Consider the following 18588-nt stretch of genomic DNA (forward strand, 5'->3'; position numbering starts at 1 on the left):
AATGGAGAATGAATAATGAAAGGGGAGAACGGCGATTGGGTAAACCTAATGTGATTATTATTTATTGCGATGATTTGGGATATGGGGATTTAGGTTGTTTTGGTTCAAAAACGATGAAAACACCTTATCTCGATCAATTGGCCAAAGAGGGTGTCCGTTTTACCAACTGGTACTCTAATTCACCGGTGTGTTCACCTTCTCGAGCGGCATTACTAACGGGAAAACACCCTTATAAGACAGGGGTGAGTCAAATTCTTGGTGGTAAACGTGGAACAGAAGGTTTGCCCACTTCCCAAATAACTCTCGCGAAGCGATTAAAAGAGGAAGGATATGCGACAGGCTTGTTTGGAAAATGGCATTTGGGAGTGACACCTGAGAATAGTCCCAATGCTCACGGCTTTGATGAGTTTTTTGGTTTTCTGGCTGGGTGTGTCGACTATTATTCTCACATTTTTTATTGGCAGCAGGCGAACGGGGTTAACCCGGTCCATGATCTTTGGCACAATGAGAAGGAAGTTTGGGACAATGGCTCTTATTTGACTGAAGTAATTACGGAAAAAGCGACTCAGTTTATTAAGGAACATGCCGAAGACCCCTTTTTTCTTTACGTGCCTTATAATGCACCCCATTATCCTATGCATGCACCACAGCACTATCTTGATCGCTTTCCGGATTTACCTCCCGAGCAGCGTATTATGGCCGCTATGATTGCTGCGGTTGATGATGGAGTCGGGGAAATAGTAAAAACCTTACGCAGTATTGATAAATATGAAGACTCTATTATATTTTTCTCAAGTGATAATGGCCCATCTACTGAATCTCGTAATTATCTCGATGGCACAGAAACGCCTTATTTTGGAGGCAGTGCTGGACAATTCCGCGGACATAAGGGGAGCTTGTTCGATGGTGGCATTCGCGAGCCGGCAATTTTGAGCTATCCACGAGTCATTCCTGGAGGTCAGGTGTGTGATGAAGTCGGGATGATGATGGATATCGCTCCCACGTTATCGGCAATCTGTGGTGTGGATGATCATGAGCTTCAAGACATGGATGGAGAAAATATCTTATCTATGGTGACTGAAAGAGCAGAGAGTCCGCATCAACAAGCGTTTTGGGAATATAGTGGACAATTGGCGGTGAGAGAAGGAAAGTGGAAGCTTGTTAAAGATGGCATGCTAGATTTTGATAGAAAAGTGGCAGATAGCCTGCACCTTTCTGATATGGAGGCGGATCCTGGAGAGCAAAAGAATCTCGTCGACCAATATCCAGATCTAGCTGCCCGACTGGAACGAGACCTTGAAGCATGGTCAATTGAGATCGGTGTATTATAAGGTGTTACCACTATGATTTAGCCTTTTTTGCACAAGTGACTATTAAAATTTATAGGGTGGAGATGATTGATCAATGCGTGCAGTTATGGTAATGTTTGATTCTTTAAACAGGCGGATGCTTCCAAACTATGGCTGTGATTGGGTTCATGCCCCACAATTCGAAAAATTATCAGAACGTTGTGTGACTTTCGATAATTGCTATGCGGGGAGTCTCCCTTGTATGCCAGCAAGAAGGGAACTCCACACGGGAAGATATAATTTTTTGCACCGGAGTTGGGGGCCAATAGAACCTTTTGATGATTCAATGATTGATCTTTTGAAGAACAAGGGAATCTATACGCATCTAGCAACAGATCATATGCATTATTTAGAAGACGGTGGCGCGACCTATCATACAAGATATAATTCGTGGGAGATTGCTTGAGGGCAAGAAGGTGATCACTGGAAAGGCGTCGTGGCTGAACCGGATATTCCTGAAACCCTAACCCGCAGAACAGGCGATTTATGGCGTCATGATTGAGTGAATCGGAAGTTTATGGATACTGAAGAGAAACATCCACAAACTGTCACTTTCTCCCATGGATTAGAGTTTATTGAGCGTAATCATGATGAAGATGATTGGTTCTTACAAATTGAAGCCTTTGATCCTCATGAGCCTTATTTCACACAACAAAAGTATAAAGATTTATATCCCCATCAGTATAGTGGTAAGCATTTTGACTGGCCTGATTATGGAAAGGTGAATGAGAATGCTGAAGAAGTTGACCACGTTGTGAAGGAATATGCGGCGTTACTTAGTATGTGTGATCATTCTTTAGGAAGGGTCCTAGACGCCTTTGACCGCTATGATCTTTGGAAAGATACGATGTTGATTGTAAATACGGATCATGGCTTTATGCTTGGGGAGAAAGAATGGTGGGGAAAAAACATTCAGCCCCTTTATAATGAGATTGTCAATATCCCTCTTTTTATATGGGATCCGAGATATAATGTGAAAAATGAACGGTCAGATGCCTTAGTTCAAACGATAGATATAGCACCGACATTGTTAGATTACTTCGGATTAGAGCCTACTCCTGATGTGGAAGGGACGCCATTAGGGGAGGTCATCCGATCAAAAGTTAAGGCGAGAGAGGCTGCTTTATTTGGTATTCACGGGGGGCAGTTGAATTGTACCGATGGCAGATATGTTTATATGAGAGCACCGGTAACTGCCAATAATGAACCTCTTTTTGAATATACCTTGTTTCCTACACATATGAATAGGAGATTTAATATTGAAGAATTGTCCAATATGGAATTAGTAGCACCTTTTCGTTTTACAAAAGGCTGTCAGGTACTAAAAATAAAGGCCAATACGTTGGTTAATCCCTATCTTCAAGACACTCTGTTGTTTGATTTAGAAAAGGATCCGGAGCAGTTACATCCCATACAAGACCCTGATATTGAAGCACTTATGGTCAATCATATGGCAGCGTTAATGCGAAAACATGATGCCCCTTCTGAACAATATGAACGATTTGACATCGCTCATAAGGAGGAAAAATAAAAAAATTTTCATAAATTGAGTTATAACGCTTACATTTTTTCTTCATTTAATATATCTTAATAGAATAAGAGATAAATTATTTTTCCATGGAGGTTTGAAGGATGAGTGAAAAGTTACGTTTAGGAATTATTGGTTGCGGGGGCATCGCAAATGGAAAGCATCTGCCTAGTCTAGCAAAGGTCGAGCAGGCTGAAATCGTTGCTTTTTGCGACCTTGTTGTAGAAAGAGCTGAAAAGGCAGCTCAGGAATATGGTGTTGAAGAAGCAAAGGTGTATACCGATTATAAAGAGCTTTTGCAGGATGGCTCGATAGATGTTATTCATGTTTGTACACCAAACGCATCTCATGCAGAGATTTCAATTGCTGCGCTTGAATCAGGTAAACACGTCATGTGTGAAAAACCGATGGCTAAAACATCCGCTGAGGCTCAGAAAATGGTCGAAGCTGCCAAGCGAACAGGAAAAAAACTTACCATTGGTTACCAAAACCGCTTTAGAGAAGATAGCCGATATTTACATACCGTATGTGAGAAAGGCGATCTTGGTGACATTTATTTTGCTAAAGCGCATGCGATTCGTCGACGTGCGGTGCCAACATGGGGAGTGTTCCTTGATGAAGAGCAGCAAGGCGGCGGTCCACTTATTGATATTGGGACACATGCCCTTGACCTTACATTATGGATGCTCAATAACTATAAACCAAAAGTTGTTTTAGGAACGACTTATCACAAACTTGGTCAAAAAGAAAATGCGGCTAATGCTTGGGGACCATGGGATCCTAAGAAGTTTACTGTTGAAGATTCTGCCTTCGGCTTTATTACGATGGAAAACGGAGCTTCGATTGTTTTGGAATCAAGCTGGGCCCTTAATTCCTTAGACGTTCGCGAAGCTCAATGTACATTAGCGGGTACAGAAGGCGGAGCGGATATGAAAGATGGCTTGCGCATTAATGGTGAAAATGAAGGCAAGCTCTATACTACTCAGGTCGAATTAGGTGCAGGTGGGGTAGCCTTCTATGACGGTAAAGCCGAAAGCGATGCCGATCTTGAAGCACGTCTTTGGATTGAAAGTATCATCAATGATACCGAACCGGTTGTTAAACCAGAAGAGGCATTAGTGGTGACACAGATTTTAGAAGCAATCTATGAATCCTCTAGAACTGGGGAAGCTGTCTATTTTTAAGATGAAATTAGCATTGTATAACATGAGGGGCCGAAGGTGTTACATACTTTCGGCCTTCTTCTCTATATACAGCATTCTTAAAGGTGGGTGGGGAGGGTAGTATTTAAAACAAGCTAGGAAAGGTCATGCTGATTGATCTTGCATAAGATTGACGGGTGCCTTCAAAAGTATTGAGTTTTTTATAACAAAGCACTCCAGCAAAAAAGTGTTAAGATCTCCCCCAAAAGAGTGAATTTTTAAAGGCATTACACTCTAGAAATCCTCATATTAAGATAGAGGATGCTTGTTGAGATCAGCAATCTTCAACTTTAAAATCCCAATAATGTTTTTCAGAGTGCTTTGTAATTTTAGATTATTAATGAGCGTTGAAGAGCCTATATAGGTTAAACGGGAGGGCAGAGAAGGATGAGAAAAGTCGCAGCGATTTATGACATTCATGGCAATGATTTTGCTCTAAATGCTGTTTTGGAAGAAGTCCGTAACTGTGACGTTGATACCATTGTCGTTGGTGGGGATTTGGCTTGGGGACCACAGCCTGCATTGGTTATGGAGCGGCTGATGGCTCTTGAGGGCAATGTTCTTTTTATAAAAGGAAATGCTGATAGAGAAGTGGCAGGACGATATGGTGTTGAACAAGGACTCGATGAGGGAACAGCCGAAATCAATCAGTGGTGCACAGACCAATTGACGAAATCTCAACTCGAATTCCTTAACAATTTACAAGAAAAGGTGACGCTACATATCGATGGATTAGGTGAAGTCTTATTTGTTCATGGCTCACCGAGAAGTGATGAAGAAGCGATTCGCAAAGCTACTCCAGAAATAGAGATTGAACCGATGATTCATTCGGTAGAAGAAGACATTATCGTTTGCGGTCACACCCATGTTCAGTTTGACCGAAGGATAAAAGGTAAAAGGATTATTAATGCGGGAAGCGTTGGGCTTCAAAGTGCTGCAAGAGGCGCTTGTTGGGCCATACTTGGTCCTGATGTAGCGTTGCGTGAGACAGAATATAATTATCAGCTTGCAGCAGAACACATTCTCAAGTCAGGGGTGCCAATGGCAAGGGATTTCGCCGACCATGTTTTAAACCCACCGACTGAAGGACCTTGATGCTATTCACTATTAGGGACTATTTTGAAAATGGAGAATAACTGTTTCTAAGTGTAGTTAAAGCTCAGGATATTTTATTGATCATGATTTGCTTTCTATACAAAGTATTTAGAGGAAGGAGGGATCTAGTTGTCAAATCATGAAAATGAAGAAAGGCTAACAGGTGGAAATGTCTCTAGCGTTTATCGTCTGGGAGATACTGTGCGTCGAGAATTAAAACCAGGGAGTACCAAAATTCATAGGCTATTAAAACATTTAGAAAACAAAGGTTTTAATTATGCACCAAAGTACTTGGGTATTGATGAAAAGGGAAGAGAGATACTATCATTTATTGAAGGTGAAGCTGGTAATGATCCTTTAAAAGAATACATGTGGTCTGATGATTCTTTGGAAGAAATAGCGAAGATGCTTCGCCATTACCATGATGCTGTGTGTGATTTTCCATTAACAGATGAATGGCAACCAATAGATAATACACCCAATAAAGTGGAAGTATTATGCCATAATGATTTTGCTAGATATAACATTGTTTTTAATCATAAAAGACCCGTTGGTATTATTGATTTTGATGTTGCTGGACCTGGTCCAAGACTTTGGGACATCGCCTATACTCTTTATACTTGCGTCCCCTTAAGTCGATTTTATATTGCTGAAACAGGTGAGGAAGTTTATTATGAATCATCACAGCATGCCAACCGGATAAAACAAAGAATTAAATTGTTTTTTGAATCTTACGGAGATGGAAGAGACGAAGATTATTTGGAAATGGTATTACTCCGATTGGAGGGGTTATGTCAAACCATTAAAAGAAAAGTTAGTGAAGGTGATATTGCTTTTCAAAAGATGGTAGATGAAGGGCATCTTGAACATTATCAAAACGATATTAAGTTTATTCGTGAACATGGGCAGGAATGGATTTAATGGGAGGTGTTTTTTAACGGTTACGTTGAATCAATCAGAGATTGATTTTTTTTGCGGATTTTTTAAATCACCGATGGATTGTTTAAAATGGAAACTTTGAGGTGTTGAGATGAACAAAGACGATCCTAAATCAATACTACTCGATAAATTTCATGTGGATCAAGCGCAGCTTATTGGATCGGGCATGGAATGCGAAGTTTATTTATATGACCATGAAAAAGTATTGAAAGTATATAATGAGATGTCCGATTATCGGAAGCAAACCGTCCTTAAAGCATTCTACTCGAAAATCGATTCAAGTGATTTGAGCTATGAACTTCCGTATATTTATGATATCTATAATGAGAATGGCATGGTCATTACGATTGAAAAAAGAATGCGGGGTAGCAATATGCAACGTTTATTCTCAGATATGACTGTCAATGAACAAACGAAGATGATGGAAACCTATCTCAATGCCAATCTAGAATTAAAATCTGCAAAAGTTGAGTCTGATATTGAAGGTTTCGTTTTGTTCAATGAAAATCAGACATCAGAAGCACCCGATAACTGGTATTTTGCTTTGAAAGAAATGGTGATTAGGAAAAAAGGGGAACTAGACTGTTATTTTAAAAGAGATGTCCAGCATTACAATGAAAAAGTCAATCGATTAGTAGCCTTTTTATCATCAGGCTATGAAGGGGAGTATTCGTTAATTCATGGAGACTTTTATCCTGGAAACCTCTTGGCAAACAAGCATGGAAAAGTGACTGGACTTATTGATTTTGGAATCATGACGATGTACGGTGACCATTTATTTGATATTGCGATAGGCTGGGTCTGCCTTGATATGTATAATGAATTAAAAGCCAATCTATATGAAAGGTATTTAAACATCATTATTGCAACATTGAGTGAAAGTGTTAGAAAACGATTATATATATATGTTTTGATTTATAGCTTCCTTACTGCAAATCTATACTCTCCGAAATGTGAAGATGGCCATTATCAGTGGTGTGTTAAAAACCTCAATAATAAAGGCTATTGGGAGGCTTTATAAGGTGCTATTTTCAAAGTGGTGGATGGCATTTTTAAGTATTGCATCTTAAAATGATGTGATTTGTGGCACGGTGAACGGGGCGATTAAGATTTTGACTATAGGCTTGTTCAAGTAGGGTAGCCATTCTTCAAAAAGGAGATGGCTATTTTTGTTGAATAAATAGAGAGTAAGACGATTAGCTAAGAAAGGCCTTGGGCTGCCAAGGGATGATGAAGCGCCCCTATTCTTACAAATGTGTGTTCAAGGAGTGGTTGAAATGGCACGTGTTTTATTTATTAATCCAGGATCAGAAGGACATATCAATCCCACTCTCGGAGTTGTCCAAGAGCTTATTTCGCGCGGTGAAGAGGTTGTTTACTTTACGATAGAAGCTTTTCGAGAGCGACTAGAGAGGACGGGAGCGATTGTCCGAACAATAGATGGTCAAAAGTTTATCAAAGCCTTTCTTTCCGGTGGAAGAAATGGTGCACTTGAAAGAATAAACGGTCTATTACTTACTGCTGATATTGTCATACCTAGTGTGCTTGAACAGATTAATGGAGAACATTTTGATTATATGATCCATGATGCCATGTTTGGTTGCGGGTATTTCCTTGCTCAAATTCTTGAGCTACCGGCAATCAATTCTTGCACTTCCTTTGCAGAGACAAAGACATCCTTTGATAGCAAATTGGAACAGCAATTAAGCGGAATCCCTGAAGAAAGACTTAAACCTATTAACGATAAATTTAATCGCCTGACATCGATGATAAAGGAAAAGTATGGTGTAGAGATACCCTCTCCTTACGAAGTTTTTTGTAATCCAGCCCCACTTACTCTAGTCTACACGACAAGGGAGTTTCAACCTTTTGGACAAGCCTTTGATCAAACGTATAAATTTGTCGGTCCATCTATCCTTTCACGAATGAATAAGGATAGTTTTAATCTTGATGTCCTCAAAGAAAAAAGTCCCATTTATATCTCGCTTGGGACGGTTTTTAACCGCACGCTTGAGTTTTACAAGCTTTGCTTAGAAGCATTTGCTGATAGCGATCATACAGTTGTCATGTCCATTGGGAATCAGATTCAACGCTCTGATTTGGGAGAGCTCCCCCAAAACTTTATTGTGAAAGCCTATGTTCCACAAACCGAAGTACTAAAATATACAAAGTTATTTATTACACACGGAGGAATGAATAGTACCAATGAAAGTCTCTATTACGGAGTGCCGTTAATTGTCATACCACAAGGCGCGGATCAACCAATGATTGCTGCGCGAATAACCGAAATTGGAGCGGGTATTCAAATGCAAATGGACGGTTTGACGGCATACCAACTGCGTCAAGCGGCGGACAAAGTATTAAATCAGTCCTCTTTCCATAGTACTGTCGCGAATCTAAAGAAATCTTTTCAAAAGGCTGGAGGATATCACCAGGCAGTGAATGAGATTTTCCAATTTAAAAGGAGTAAAAATATTATTTAAGTTAGATTGTGAGCTATACACTTAAAGTGGGGGCGGCAAGGGTCTATAAGACATTCCCATTCTAGTGAGGATAGGGCTATTCAATGGAAGGGGGAAGACATACATATGATACAGATTATTAAGGCAGATTCACGTCACGTTGAAGGAATTGCAAAGGTCTGTAGTGATGGTTATTGGGCGACTTATAAAGGTATACGGAGTGAAGACTATATTAAAAGAATAATAAAGGAATTTTATAATCACGAAAGAATTGAAAAGGAAGTGAGTGAAACAAGCAGGGAATGGGGAGGTTATTTTGTTGCTGTAGAAGAGGGCAAAGTGATAGGTGCCATTGGAGGCGGCATGATCGCTGAGACGGCAGGAGAAGTCTTTGTATTATATCTAAAGCCTAATCGACGCCGTGAAGGGATCGGGACGATGTTATTGAATGCTTTGACAAGCCAACAAAAAGAAGTATTTAACGCTACTGAACAATGGGTGTCTGTTGCGAAAGGAAACCAAAAGGGCATACCTTTCTATGAGGCCAAAGGATTCGTATCCAAATCTGAGCAGAATGGATATGGAAATATAGAGGGGGAAAATTACACCTCCCTTAGATATTATCGTCACATTTGATTTTACTTCGTAAGGGAAAGGTGGGGCAAGGAAAGCTCTTTTACTTTGATAATTGCCTTAGAAGACTTGGCTTGCACTTCACCGCTTCGCTGAGCACAGCCTGATGTTCAGGCATACAGCTTCACACACTAAGGTTGTCGCCAAGGTGAAAGCCTAAGTTCCCTTTATAAGGTCTTCCGCTAACCTATAAATTCTGACGTTATAAAAAATGCACTCATTTTGAGTGCATTGGTCTTAATTTTTACTCTTTGGGGGCGTGGTGTTCGTATTCTAGACAACCTATTTTAGCTTCATGAGTAGGGGACTGATGGAAAGAATACGTTTTGAACACCTTGATTCAAAATCGATTTTTTAAGCCTGCATTTTAGGATTCTGAGGTTATTCATTGACCAATGGATATACTTTTTATAAAAATATAAAATAGTACCTTGCAATGAACAGTACCTGATGGTATAGTGTAAACAGTTAAGGGCTTTTGCAACCAGGTACTGTATAATAAACAGTACTAAATATAAACGAATAAGGTGATGACATTGAATGTACAGTTTAAAAAAGGGGTTCTAGAGCTTTGTGTGCTTGTTTTATTAGATAAACAAGATCGCTATGGCTATGAATTGGTACAAAAGATCTCCGATCGAATCGAAATCTCGGAAGGCTCGGTGTATCCATTATTAAGACGGTTAACAAAGGAAGAGTACTTTACAACCTATTTGAAGGAATCAACTGAAGGACCATCGAGAAAGTATTATACGTTAACAGAAAAGGGCCGTCTTTATTTGCATAAGTTGATTAAAGAATGGCAGGAATTTTCAAATGGGGTCAATCAATTAATAGAAGAAGGTGTAAGCAATGACTAAGGAACGCTTTTTAAAGGAACTGGAGGCTTCTTTAAAACGTTTAACGGCGGCAGAACGCGAAGATATTTTACGAGATTATAAGGAGCATTTTGCATTCGGACTTGAAGAAGGGAAGACGGAAGAGGAGATTGCTTCGGGACTTGGTTCTCCTCAACACATTGCTAAGGAATTACTTGCCGAATATCATCTGGAAAAATTAGAAGCAACCGCAACGACAGGAAATATTATGCGTGCGGTTTGGGCCGTCATTGGTCTCAGCTTTTTTAACCTTATTATTGTGCTTGGACCATTTATTGGTTTTGCAGGTGTTGTTATTGCCGGTTGGGCAGTGGGAGTATCCTTTATCCTTTCACCGTTACTTGTATTGATTGATCTTGCTATAACCCCAAGCGCCTTTAATCTATTCAATCTGTTTAGTTCTATTTTGCTGTGTGGACTAGGGATCTTTATTTTAGTGGGGATGTTGCACGCTACAAAGTATATTGCGAAAGGCTTTATTCGTTATTTAAAATACAATGCCTCACTAGTGAAAGGTGGTTTGAAACGTGACTAAATTAAAGATTAAGAAGCTATCATGGGTGGCAACCCTCTTAATCGTTGTTGGGGTTATCGGCTGTCTCCTAACTTTCCATCAGACGAATAAAACACATGCTGTTGCAGAAACAAAAATGATAACAGAGAATCGCTATACTTCCGTGGAATTTCAAACCGATAATGCGACGGTTGAAGTTGTTCCTACAACGGGATCCAAAGCAAAAATCGAGTTGACAGGAAAAGAAACGGAAGCGAATAACTATCAATTGACAACAGAAATTAAGGGATCGACTTTAATGATTCATTTAAAGTCGAAGTGGCATTTTCAACTTATTAATATTAGTGATATCTTCACCAAACTTAACTTAAAAGTGTCACTACCTAAAAAGCAATATAATGCCTTGCATATTAACAATAATAATGGTCGCGTACATCTTGAAAATATGGAAGCAAAAGATTTAAAAGCATCAACTGATAATGGTGTGATTGAGCTCAATAATATACAGTCTAAACAGGTGAATGTTAGTTCTAGTAATGGGAAAATAATCATGGCAAATGTTGAAGGGGCTATTGAAGGCAAAACAGACAATGGCAAGATCTCACTTAAGACGCATGATATTGATCGTCCTATTACATTAGATAGCGACAATGGGCATATTGATATTATTACCGAGAAAAAACCGACGAATGTAAGGTTTGATGTACATGTTGACAACGGACACATTAACCTTTTAAATCTCTATAAAGATGATGCCGTCGTCGGTAAAGGGAAAAATCTAATAAAACTATCGACGGATAATGGATCGATAACAATAAGTAAAGCAAAGGGCCAGTAAAAGGTCATTTGTTATTAAAATAAAAAATGATTGATATAAGGAGGAAACGCGAGCAAGAAGAAAGATAGGAGTAGATGAAATGGCAGAACAGTCTAAGGGTAAGGCAATAATGAGAAAGACCCTAAAGATATCGAGCTTGGTTTTAGCAGTAATTATCGGGATTTTATTGATAGCCGTTTTAATTAGCTTTATTAATCATAAAGTTAAATTGAATCAGGAGTCTGAATTATTTAAGCCATTGGGCAAAATGGTTACAGTAGACGGACATAGTATGAGTGTTTACACAGGAGGTAAGGGTAAAACCACTTTAGTTTTTCTAGCTGGAGGAGGTACGGCTTCTCCAATTCTGGATTTCAAAAGCCTGTATTCTCGATTAAGTGATAGCTATAGAATTGCAGTGCCAGAGAGAATAGGCTATGGATTTAGTGATGTTGCAGATACTCCAAGAGATATTGATACAGTTCTAGATGAAACAAGAAAAGCGTTAAAGCTAGCTGGTGAGAAACCACCCTATATACTTTTTCCACATTCTATGTCTGGGCTAGAGGCCGAATATTGGGCACAAAAGTATCCGAATGAAGTTTCCGCGATTGTAGGGTTAGATCCAGCTGTTCCAGCTGCCTATGGAAACATTCAAATGCCAAAAACCACATTCGTTTTCGATTTGTTTTCATTAGGAGCTAAAATGGGTGTCACAAGATTCATTCCCTCTATGATAAACAGTGAACCCGCAATTAAAGGGGGAACTCTAACGAATCATGAAAAAGATATTTATAAAGCAGTCTTCTATAGAAGAACAGAAACAAAACCAATGATCAATGAGCTGGAAAGTGTTAAAGCTAATGCCCAAAAGGTTAATGAGATGCCACCACCACAGGTTCCTATGTTGTTTTTTACATCAAATGGTGCTGGGACAGGAATTGCTCGGGAAGAATGGCAACACTATCAAAAAGACTATCTTTCAAAAGTAAATAATAGTCAACAGATTCTACTTGATTGCGGGCACTATGTTCAGGATTTCAAGTATGAAACCATTGCAACTCATAGCAAAATATTCATTAATAGCCTCGTAAAAGTAAAATGAGTGTTAGCTACAAAAAAAGATGCTGAATCCATGGGAAAAAGGCTTTTAAGAACAGAGAAATTGTGCAAAATCTTTTCGGGTGGTAGTGTTCAACAGCAGGTGCTGAAAAATCTGATATCACTTTATGGAGGAGGATCTTGCGGTTATATTTTCCGTGACTTCATGACCTCGTATCAAAAAAGGGCCAGTCAAAGGCCCTTTTTTTGATAAACTTTACGCTAGATGAATGGTGCTTTTCTTAAATCTTGACTGTTAGGAGTTGAAGGAAATGCGACGTAACTCACCACACATAAGCACTGCTACGGAAATCCACACTATTAACCCCTCATAACTCTTCTCAAGTTATGTCGCAATCTATAGCAATAGCAGCCCTAATGAATACCTTCCATGGAACGACGGACGAATGTCTTAACTCATCGAATCCTACCAACCAAGGGAACACACCCAACCCGTATTCGAATGCTTATCCATCGCATTATCCCAATATGAATACAGCGAATCATTCCAATGCTGTGCATCGACATCCTTATTATCCAACACCCACTTCTTACAATACTGGCTATAACTACTGACTTTTAAGTAAAAAATCTTTTTCTCTATCACTAATAGGAATAGGGGTAGGGTCTATAATGATTGGACTGTGGAGGGGTTTGATAATTTGTATAATAGGCTGTGTTGGTTTGAGTGGGATAGGCTGATGGGGATGTTGCTTGGTTAGGATTGATGGAAAGCTGTTGATAAGGTGCATTAGACTGACATCCAGGCGGTGGCCCTAAAATAAGGGATTCTTTTACGGGTGCAATCGCCTGTTCATATTCCTCCATGTTGATACAATAGGCGAGATGCATAATTTCTTTAGGTGTAAACCGCAGAAAGTCAGAGCCATAGACAATATCAGGGGTTGGCTGGTCAAAGAGTGTGAGCAGATGAACATCATTGGTAAGTGCAACGATCCAATGAAACCATCCTTTTGGGAATTCTGAGACCTGACCGGGTTTTAAATGATACGTCATTAATTGTTGGGTAAAGGGATTAAAAACGGATGTGATGACTTCACCATGGATCAGAAAGACCAGCTCAGTCACATTCGTATGCCAATGGGGCTGAATAATGATCCCCTGACTCATATGAACATTAAATAGACCCGTTCGAATAGCGGGAAGCTCCTGGGCAAAGACTTGCGTGATGTAGTTATGGGTGTCGCGGCGGTAATTCACCGTTTGGTTAGCATCTGCGAAAAGCGTTAAAGAGGGAGAAGTTAACTCTTGACTCATCCACATAGACCTCCTTTTGAGTGTCACACATTTCCATTTTATGCTGCAAATAAGTGAATATTAGTCTTTAAATAAGGATAATACATAACACTTTATTTTTATAATGTCGGAGGTATAGCTTTATGGAAGACCTTATAAGTGCAACTTTAGCTTTCGCCATGAAGGCTTGGCGACACCATTAATATGTGAAGGCGTATGCCTGAACCTCAGGCTGTACTTAGCGAAGCAATGGAGTATAAGCCAAGTTTTCTAATAGCGAAAGAACTCCAAACTTAGTCATTCAAGAAGGAGCTCTTGTATCTTTTTAACTGAAAAATCCTCATGTCCGCTTTTCATATTAATGAATAAGTTTACTTTCCTTCGCTCGTTCGGTAATGCGCTGTGTATATTTTTGCAGAGGTCCCTTTAACATGACCCCTAAAAGAATCGCTATGACTAAAAAGAATACTAAATATAGGCTATCCCTTAAAACGATGGCGCCCACGATTCCCCCAACCGCTTCTCTCATAAGGCTGATGGCGTAAGTGAAAGGCAGGAAGGGATGAATGCTTTGAAAAAAGGGAGGAGAAACCTGAATCGGGAAAGTCCCTCCGCCAGAGGAGAGCTGCAGCACCAATAAAATAATGCCTAAGGCTTTGCCGATATTTCCAAATAAAGAAACAAAGGTGTACACGAGTGTCATAAAGACGACGCTTGCGAACAATGCAAAAATAACGAACCAAAAAGGGCTTTTGACATAGGCACCTAAGAGAACCATGTCCCCTATTGTGACAATAAGTGCTTGAAAAAGACCGATGGTAATAAAGGTTAACAGCCGCCCGAAATAGATATGGTAGCTTCGATAATTTTGGTTGGAGTCTTCAACATCTATTCTTAAAAGCGAGACAAGCAACAGAGCCCCCACCCATAAGCATAAGGTTGTATAAAATGGGGACATCCCTGAACCGTAATTAGGAATGGGAAAGACCTTCTTTTCTTTTAAAAGGACAGGGTGTGCCAAAAAATCACTCTCTTTTTGGATATTGTGGCGCAAAAGTTCAATAATATCACCAAGATTGTTCTCCTTTTCAAAAGCATTGATTTTAGATGTGGCATTATGAAGAGAGCGTTCAAGTTCGGGAAGATCATGGCGCACGAGCCCTGCAACCTTATGGACCGTCACTTCGACTTCGGGTAACTTATATTGCACAAAGTCAGAAAGTTTGTGGATATCAGCTTCGGTGGCAGGAAGATCCTGACGAACAAATTGAGCGGCTTGATGGATTTTTGGGACGAGCTTTGGAAAATCGTTTTTCATAAAAGCAGTTGCCTGATTCACTCCTTTAATGAGTCCGGGCATTTTTTCTTGAAGGCCTACAACTAAGGAGTGGATCTTAGCTTGAATGTTTGGCATATCCTTTTGCAGCCGCTCGAGCTCCCCATGACCGAAAGCCACGGCCTGATTCGCTTCATCTAAAAGAGATTGGAGCTTGGGGATTTCCGATTGAGACTGGCTCAATGTTTGATTGGCGTTTTCTGCTTGAGTCATAAGTTTTTGAATATCTTGACTGACGGTTGGTGAAAGCCCCTGAGAATCGTTAGTTATCGAAGTCAAAAGGCGGTCTGCTTGCTCGGTTAAAGCCAGCAGGTGTTCATTATCAGAGCTAGAGGTGCTACCTGATTGAGCCATGGACTTTTGAATAGCTGTCATGGTGTTGATTTGTTGATCCTGATTTTTCACGAGTGCTTGCAGGCTTTTTTCTTGGGCTTGAAGTTGAGCACTCGGCATGAGCTGGTTAAGTGTGGTTATTAAATTTTCCAAGTGTTGACTGGCATCGCGACTCGCGATCAGGCGATTTTGCATTTTGGAAAGGGCGTTGACATCGGGCGGCGTGTCTCCAGAACGTAAGGCTTGAGCAGTATTCGCGACGCCATCATTCGTTTGCTGGATAAGCAGCAGATTTTGTTGAATGACGGGAGTAAGCGTCTGAAACGTTTGATCATTGGCTTGAAGGAATTGATGGATACCACTCGCCGTACTTTCCCCATTTTCTGCTAATGACTGAAGCTCGTTCAATCCAGATTGAGCCTTCTGAATCACTTGAGAAATGGCTTGAACATTTGCTAGCGCTTGATTAAAGCTCTTACTTAAATGATCGAAGCTTTGATCGATGGCAACCACGCGATTAACGGCAGATTGAATGTCTGGCAGACGCGATTGTAGGGTTGCAAGATCATCTCCTGCCTTCTGAATTTCTGGCAGCCTTTCCTCTAATTGTAGTAAGGCTTGACCGGCTTTTTCTATATCGGGAAGAAGTTTTTCAATCGTCAGGATTTTTTGTGCCTTTTGATCTATCTCTGGGAGCTTCTTTTCAAAGGCAAGGATTTTCTCTCCAGCAGATTTAATCTCTGGAAGTCGGGCTTGTAACTCGAAAATTTGACTTTTTAAACGTCTAAGTGTTGGAAGCTCCCTTTCAAGTTCAATCCCTACTTTGTTGAATTCTGTGAAGAGGGCTTCGCTTGCCGTACGAACAATTGTTTCATTAAGATTTTCAGTAATGGTTGAGGCCCCAGTGGTGGTTATCTTTGGAGCAATAGCATTAACTTTTTCATTAACAGTATATACAATTTTAGGATGAGTTGGGCTTTTAGCGATGATGGATGAAATGTTTTTAGAAAAGTCCTTTGGAATGAGGATGCTGGCATAGTAATCGCCATGCTTGACCCCTCGTTCAGCTTCTTTTTGGCTCACAAAAGTCCAACCCAGACTATGATTTTTCTTCAGTTGATCAACCATTTCATCCCCTACATGAATGGTCTTCGTGATTTTGTTTTTATGTATAGTGGCTCCTTTGTCTAAATTGGTCACCGCAATGGGAATTTTAGAAGTATTGCCATAAGGGTCCCAGCCTGCTTTTAAATTGAACCAGGCGTAGAGGGAAGGGAGGATCATCAAGCCGATGATTAAAAATAAAGCCATCGGTATTTTTATGATATTAAGCCAATCTGTTTTATAGATATGAAGGATAGATTTCACTGTGAATCACCTTTACTTCAAGATGTCTTTAGTGTTCCAACAAACGGCCTTCTTATGACTATAAAAACAGAGCATAAACTTGAACATACCTATAAAGTCGCTTTAAATGGAATAAGGAGGCTATTTCAGATGTCCAAAAGAGGAGAGGATATGAGTATGGAGAGTGAGAAATTAACAATATTTGACGAACATAGAACACCTATAGGCGAAGCGACAAGGGAAGACGTTCATAAATTAGGGTATTGGCATGAGGTCTTTCAATGCTGGTTTGTAAGTGAAGAGGAAGGGGAGCCGTATATTTATCTCCAAAAGCGGAGCTGGCGCAAAAAGGATTATCCGAATTTGTTTGATATTACAGCCGCGGGTCACTTACTTGCCGGTGAAACGGTAAGTGATGGTGTAAGGGAAATTAAAGAAGAGATAGGGATCGATGTTCAAATAGAGTCGCTAATTCCTTTAGGGGTCATAGCCACCACTGCTACCAAAGGAACTTTTATAGACAAAGAAATCGCCAATGTCTTTCTATACAAAAGCCCTTTTTCCTTAGATGACTTTTCATTACAGGCGGAGGAAGTCTCAGGCATGGTTAAAGTAGAATTTAGCCAATTCTATGCGTTATGGTTAGGAGAGTTAGCAGAAGTCCATGTGGAAGGTTTTGAAATCGATGAAGCAGGCATGAAGCACTCGATTTCAAGATCTGTAAGTAAGAAAGGTTTTGTTTCCAATGATAGCGCCTATTTTACCCCAGTATTAAATGGGATTCGAAGGTACATAGGTGTCTAAGCAGGAGGGAGCGGGATGTCATTTTGAAGTCAATGATGGCTGGAGTTGGGAGAGGCGCAGGCTTCTCCCGTTAACCTAGCCTCGTTTTCTTTGTAATAATAAAAACACTGCTAAACCGATTAATATCAACATGATGCCTAGGCATTGTTGGAGAGATAGAGCTTCCCTTAAAATGAAATAAGCTAGGATGCAAGTGCCAACAGTTTCACCCAGAATACCCATGGTTATCACGGTTGGACTTAACCATTTTAACAGCCAATTGAAAATGCTTTGACCTAAAATGGTCGCGATAAAGGCTAATCCTAGAAAGGCCCACCATGTTGTTGCCGAGTAATGAAAGAATGACGTGTGTTGAAGAAAGGCAAAAACACCAAGACAAAGAGCGCTACTCGTGTAACCGATAATAGAGTAAGGGACAAGAGATAAGCTTTTTCGGAAATATTGACCAAGAAAAAAGTAAGCGGTGATGACCCCCGCAGCAATAAACGCGAGGATATCGCCAAATAAGGCTTGGCCACTTATCTGGAAATCTTGCCAGCCAATCACAATACTACCGGCAATGGCAATGATGACACCTAGTATCGCCCCTTTATTAAAACGTTCTTTAAATAGAAAAAATCCGCCAGCCAATGAAAATAGCGGTTGAAGTGTGACGAGAACAGTTGAACTGGCAACAGAAGTATAGTCTAACGATTCAAACCACAAGACATAGTGGCTGGCAAGAAAAAGTCCCGATAAAAGCCCAAGTCCCCATTGCTTTTTTGATAGTCGTCGTAATTCAGTACGGTTGCCTTTTCCTAAAAAAAGAAAGGGAAGCACCATAAAGGTTGCAAAAAACATCCGATAGAATGCAGTCATCGTCGCAGGTGCATCAGCTAATTTTACAAAAATAGCCGAAGTGGATAAAGCAAAAACGCCAAATAATAAAAGGCCATAAGTTATCAAAGGTGATCTCAAATTGTGTTCTCCTACTTTACATACGAAATAAAAATC

17 protein-coding genes are annotated in these 18588 nt (G+C 40.1%); 14 read left to right on the forward strand and 3 right to left on the reverse strand.

From position 1 onward, the window contains the following. Nucleotides 1–35: 35 nt before the first annotated feature. From IEV91_RS00445 to IEV91_RS00500, 13 genes are all read left to right on the forward strand, one after another. Entirely contained in the window at nt 36–1331 is a 1296-nt protein-coding gene (locus tag IEV91_RS00445) for a sulfatase-like hydrolase/transferase (protein ID WP_229745327.1), read from the forward strand. 73 nt (nt 1332–1404) lie between these two features. Next, a complete protein-coding gene (locus IEV91_RS21555; RefSeq protein ID WP_229745328.1) occupies nt 1405–1755 on the forward strand; it encodes a sulfatase-like hydrolase/transferase in 351 nt (116 codons plus the stop codon). A gap of 96 nt (nt 1756–1851) precedes the next feature. Beyond that, entirely contained in the window at nt 1852–2880 is a 1029-nt protein-coding gene (locus IEV91_RS00450) for a sulfatase-like hydrolase/transferase (protein WP_229745329.1), read from the forward strand. A gap of 101 nt (nt 2881–2981) precedes the next feature. Beyond that, nucleotides 2982–4061 carry a Gfo/Idh/MocA family protein gene (locus IEV91_RS00455; RefSeq protein WP_188494972.1) on the forward strand — a complete coding sequence of 360 codons (1080 nt, stop codon included), beginning with the start codon at nt 2982–2984 and terminating at the stop codon, nt 4059–4061. 405 nt (nt 4062–4466) lie between these two features. Beyond that, nucleotides 4467–5174, forward strand: coding sequence for a metallophosphoesterase family protein (locus IEV91_RS00460; protein ID WP_188494974.1), 708 nt, complete (start codon nt 4467–4469; stop codon nt 5172–5174). Between the two features lie 129 nt (nt 5175–5303). After that, on the forward strand, nt 5304–6095 hold the full coding sequence (locus tag IEV91_RS00465; protein WP_188494976.1) for a phosphotransferase enzyme family protein: 792 nt from the start codon (nt 5304–5306) through the stop codon (nt 6093–6095). Between the two features lie 109 nt (nt 6096–6204). Next, nucleotides 6205–7134, forward strand: coding sequence for an aminoglycoside phosphotransferase family protein (locus IEV91_RS00470; protein WP_188494978.1), 930 nt, complete (start codon nt 6205–6207; stop codon nt 7132–7134). 256 nt (nt 7135–7390) lie between these two features. Further along, a complete protein-coding gene (locus tag IEV91_RS00475) occupies nt 7391–8596 on the forward strand; it encodes a macrolide family glycosyltransferase (protein WP_188494980.1) in 1206 nt (401 codons plus the stop codon). Between the two features lie 105 nt (nt 8597–8701). After that, the gene (locus IEV91_RS00480; protein WP_188494982.1) at nt 8702–9211 is read left to right on the forward strand and encodes a GNAT family N-acetyltransferase; all 510 of its coding nucleotides are present in this window, start codon (nt 8702–8704) and stop codon (nt 9209–9211) included. A gap of 533 nt (nt 9212–9744) precedes the next feature. Next, entirely contained in the window at nt 9745–10068 is a 324-nt protein-coding gene (locus IEV91_RS00485; RefSeq protein ID WP_188494984.1) for a PadR family transcriptional regulator, read from the forward strand. Continuing rightward, on the forward strand, nt 10061–10621 hold the full coding sequence (locus tag IEV91_RS00490; RefSeq protein WP_188494986.1) for a DUF1700 domain-containing protein: 561 nt from the start codon (nt 10061–10063) through the stop codon (nt 10619–10621). The genes IEV91_RS00485 and IEV91_RS00490 overlap by 8 nt, the downstream gene beginning before the upstream one ends. Then, entirely contained in the window at nt 10614–11438 is an 825-nt protein-coding gene (locus IEV91_RS00495; protein ID WP_188494988.1) for a DUF4097 family beta strand repeat-containing protein, read from the forward strand. The genes IEV91_RS00490 and IEV91_RS00495 overlap by 8 nt, the downstream gene beginning before the upstream one ends. Before the next feature lie 79 nt (nt 11439–11517). Beyond that, nucleotides 11518–12522, forward strand: coding sequence for an alpha/beta fold hydrolase (locus tag IEV91_RS00500; RefSeq protein ID WP_229745330.1), 1005 nt, complete (start codon nt 11518–11520; stop codon nt 12520–12522). 602 nt (nt 12523–13124) lie between these two features. On the opposite strand, the gene IEV91_RS00505 is transcribed toward IEV91_RS00500, so the two are convergent. Together IEV91_RS00505 and IEV91_RS00510 are read right to left on the reverse strand one after the other, a co-directional pair. Continuing rightward, complete coding sequence (locus IEV91_RS00505; RefSeq protein WP_188494990.1) at nt 13125–13796, reverse strand: cupin domain-containing protein; 672 nt, start codon at nt 13794–13796, stop codon at nt 13125–13127. A gap of 337 nt (nt 13797–14133) precedes the next feature. Beyond that, the gene (locus IEV91_RS00510) at nt 14134–16812 is read right to left on the reverse strand and encodes a YhgE/Pip domain-containing protein (protein WP_188494992.1); all 2679 of its coding nucleotides are present in this window, start codon (nt 16810–16812) and stop codon (nt 14134–14136) included. A 129-nt stretch (nt 16813–16941) separates the two neighbouring features. Between IEV91_RS00510 and IEV91_RS00515 the strand changes: the two genes are divergently transcribed. Then, nucleotides 16942–17595 carry an NUDIX hydrolase gene (locus IEV91_RS00515; RefSeq protein ID WP_229745331.1) on the forward strand — a complete coding sequence of 218 codons (654 nt, stop codon included), beginning with the start codon at nt 16942–16944 and terminating at the stop codon, nt 17593–17595. 75 nt (nt 17596–17670) lie between these two features. On the opposite strand, the gene IEV91_RS00520 is transcribed toward IEV91_RS00515, so the two are convergent. Then, on the reverse strand, nt 17671–18552 hold the full coding sequence (locus IEV91_RS00520) for a DMT family transporter (RefSeq protein WP_188494994.1): 882 nt from the start codon (nt 18550–18552) through the stop codon (nt 17671–17673). Nucleotides 18553–18588: the final 36 nt, after the last annotated feature.

Origin of the sequence: Pullulanibacillus pueri, from assembly GCF_014639255.1 — a bacterium.
Classification (GTDB): Bacteria; Bacillota; Bacilli; order Bacillales; family Sporolactobacillaceae; genus Pullulanibacillus; species Pullulanibacillus pueri.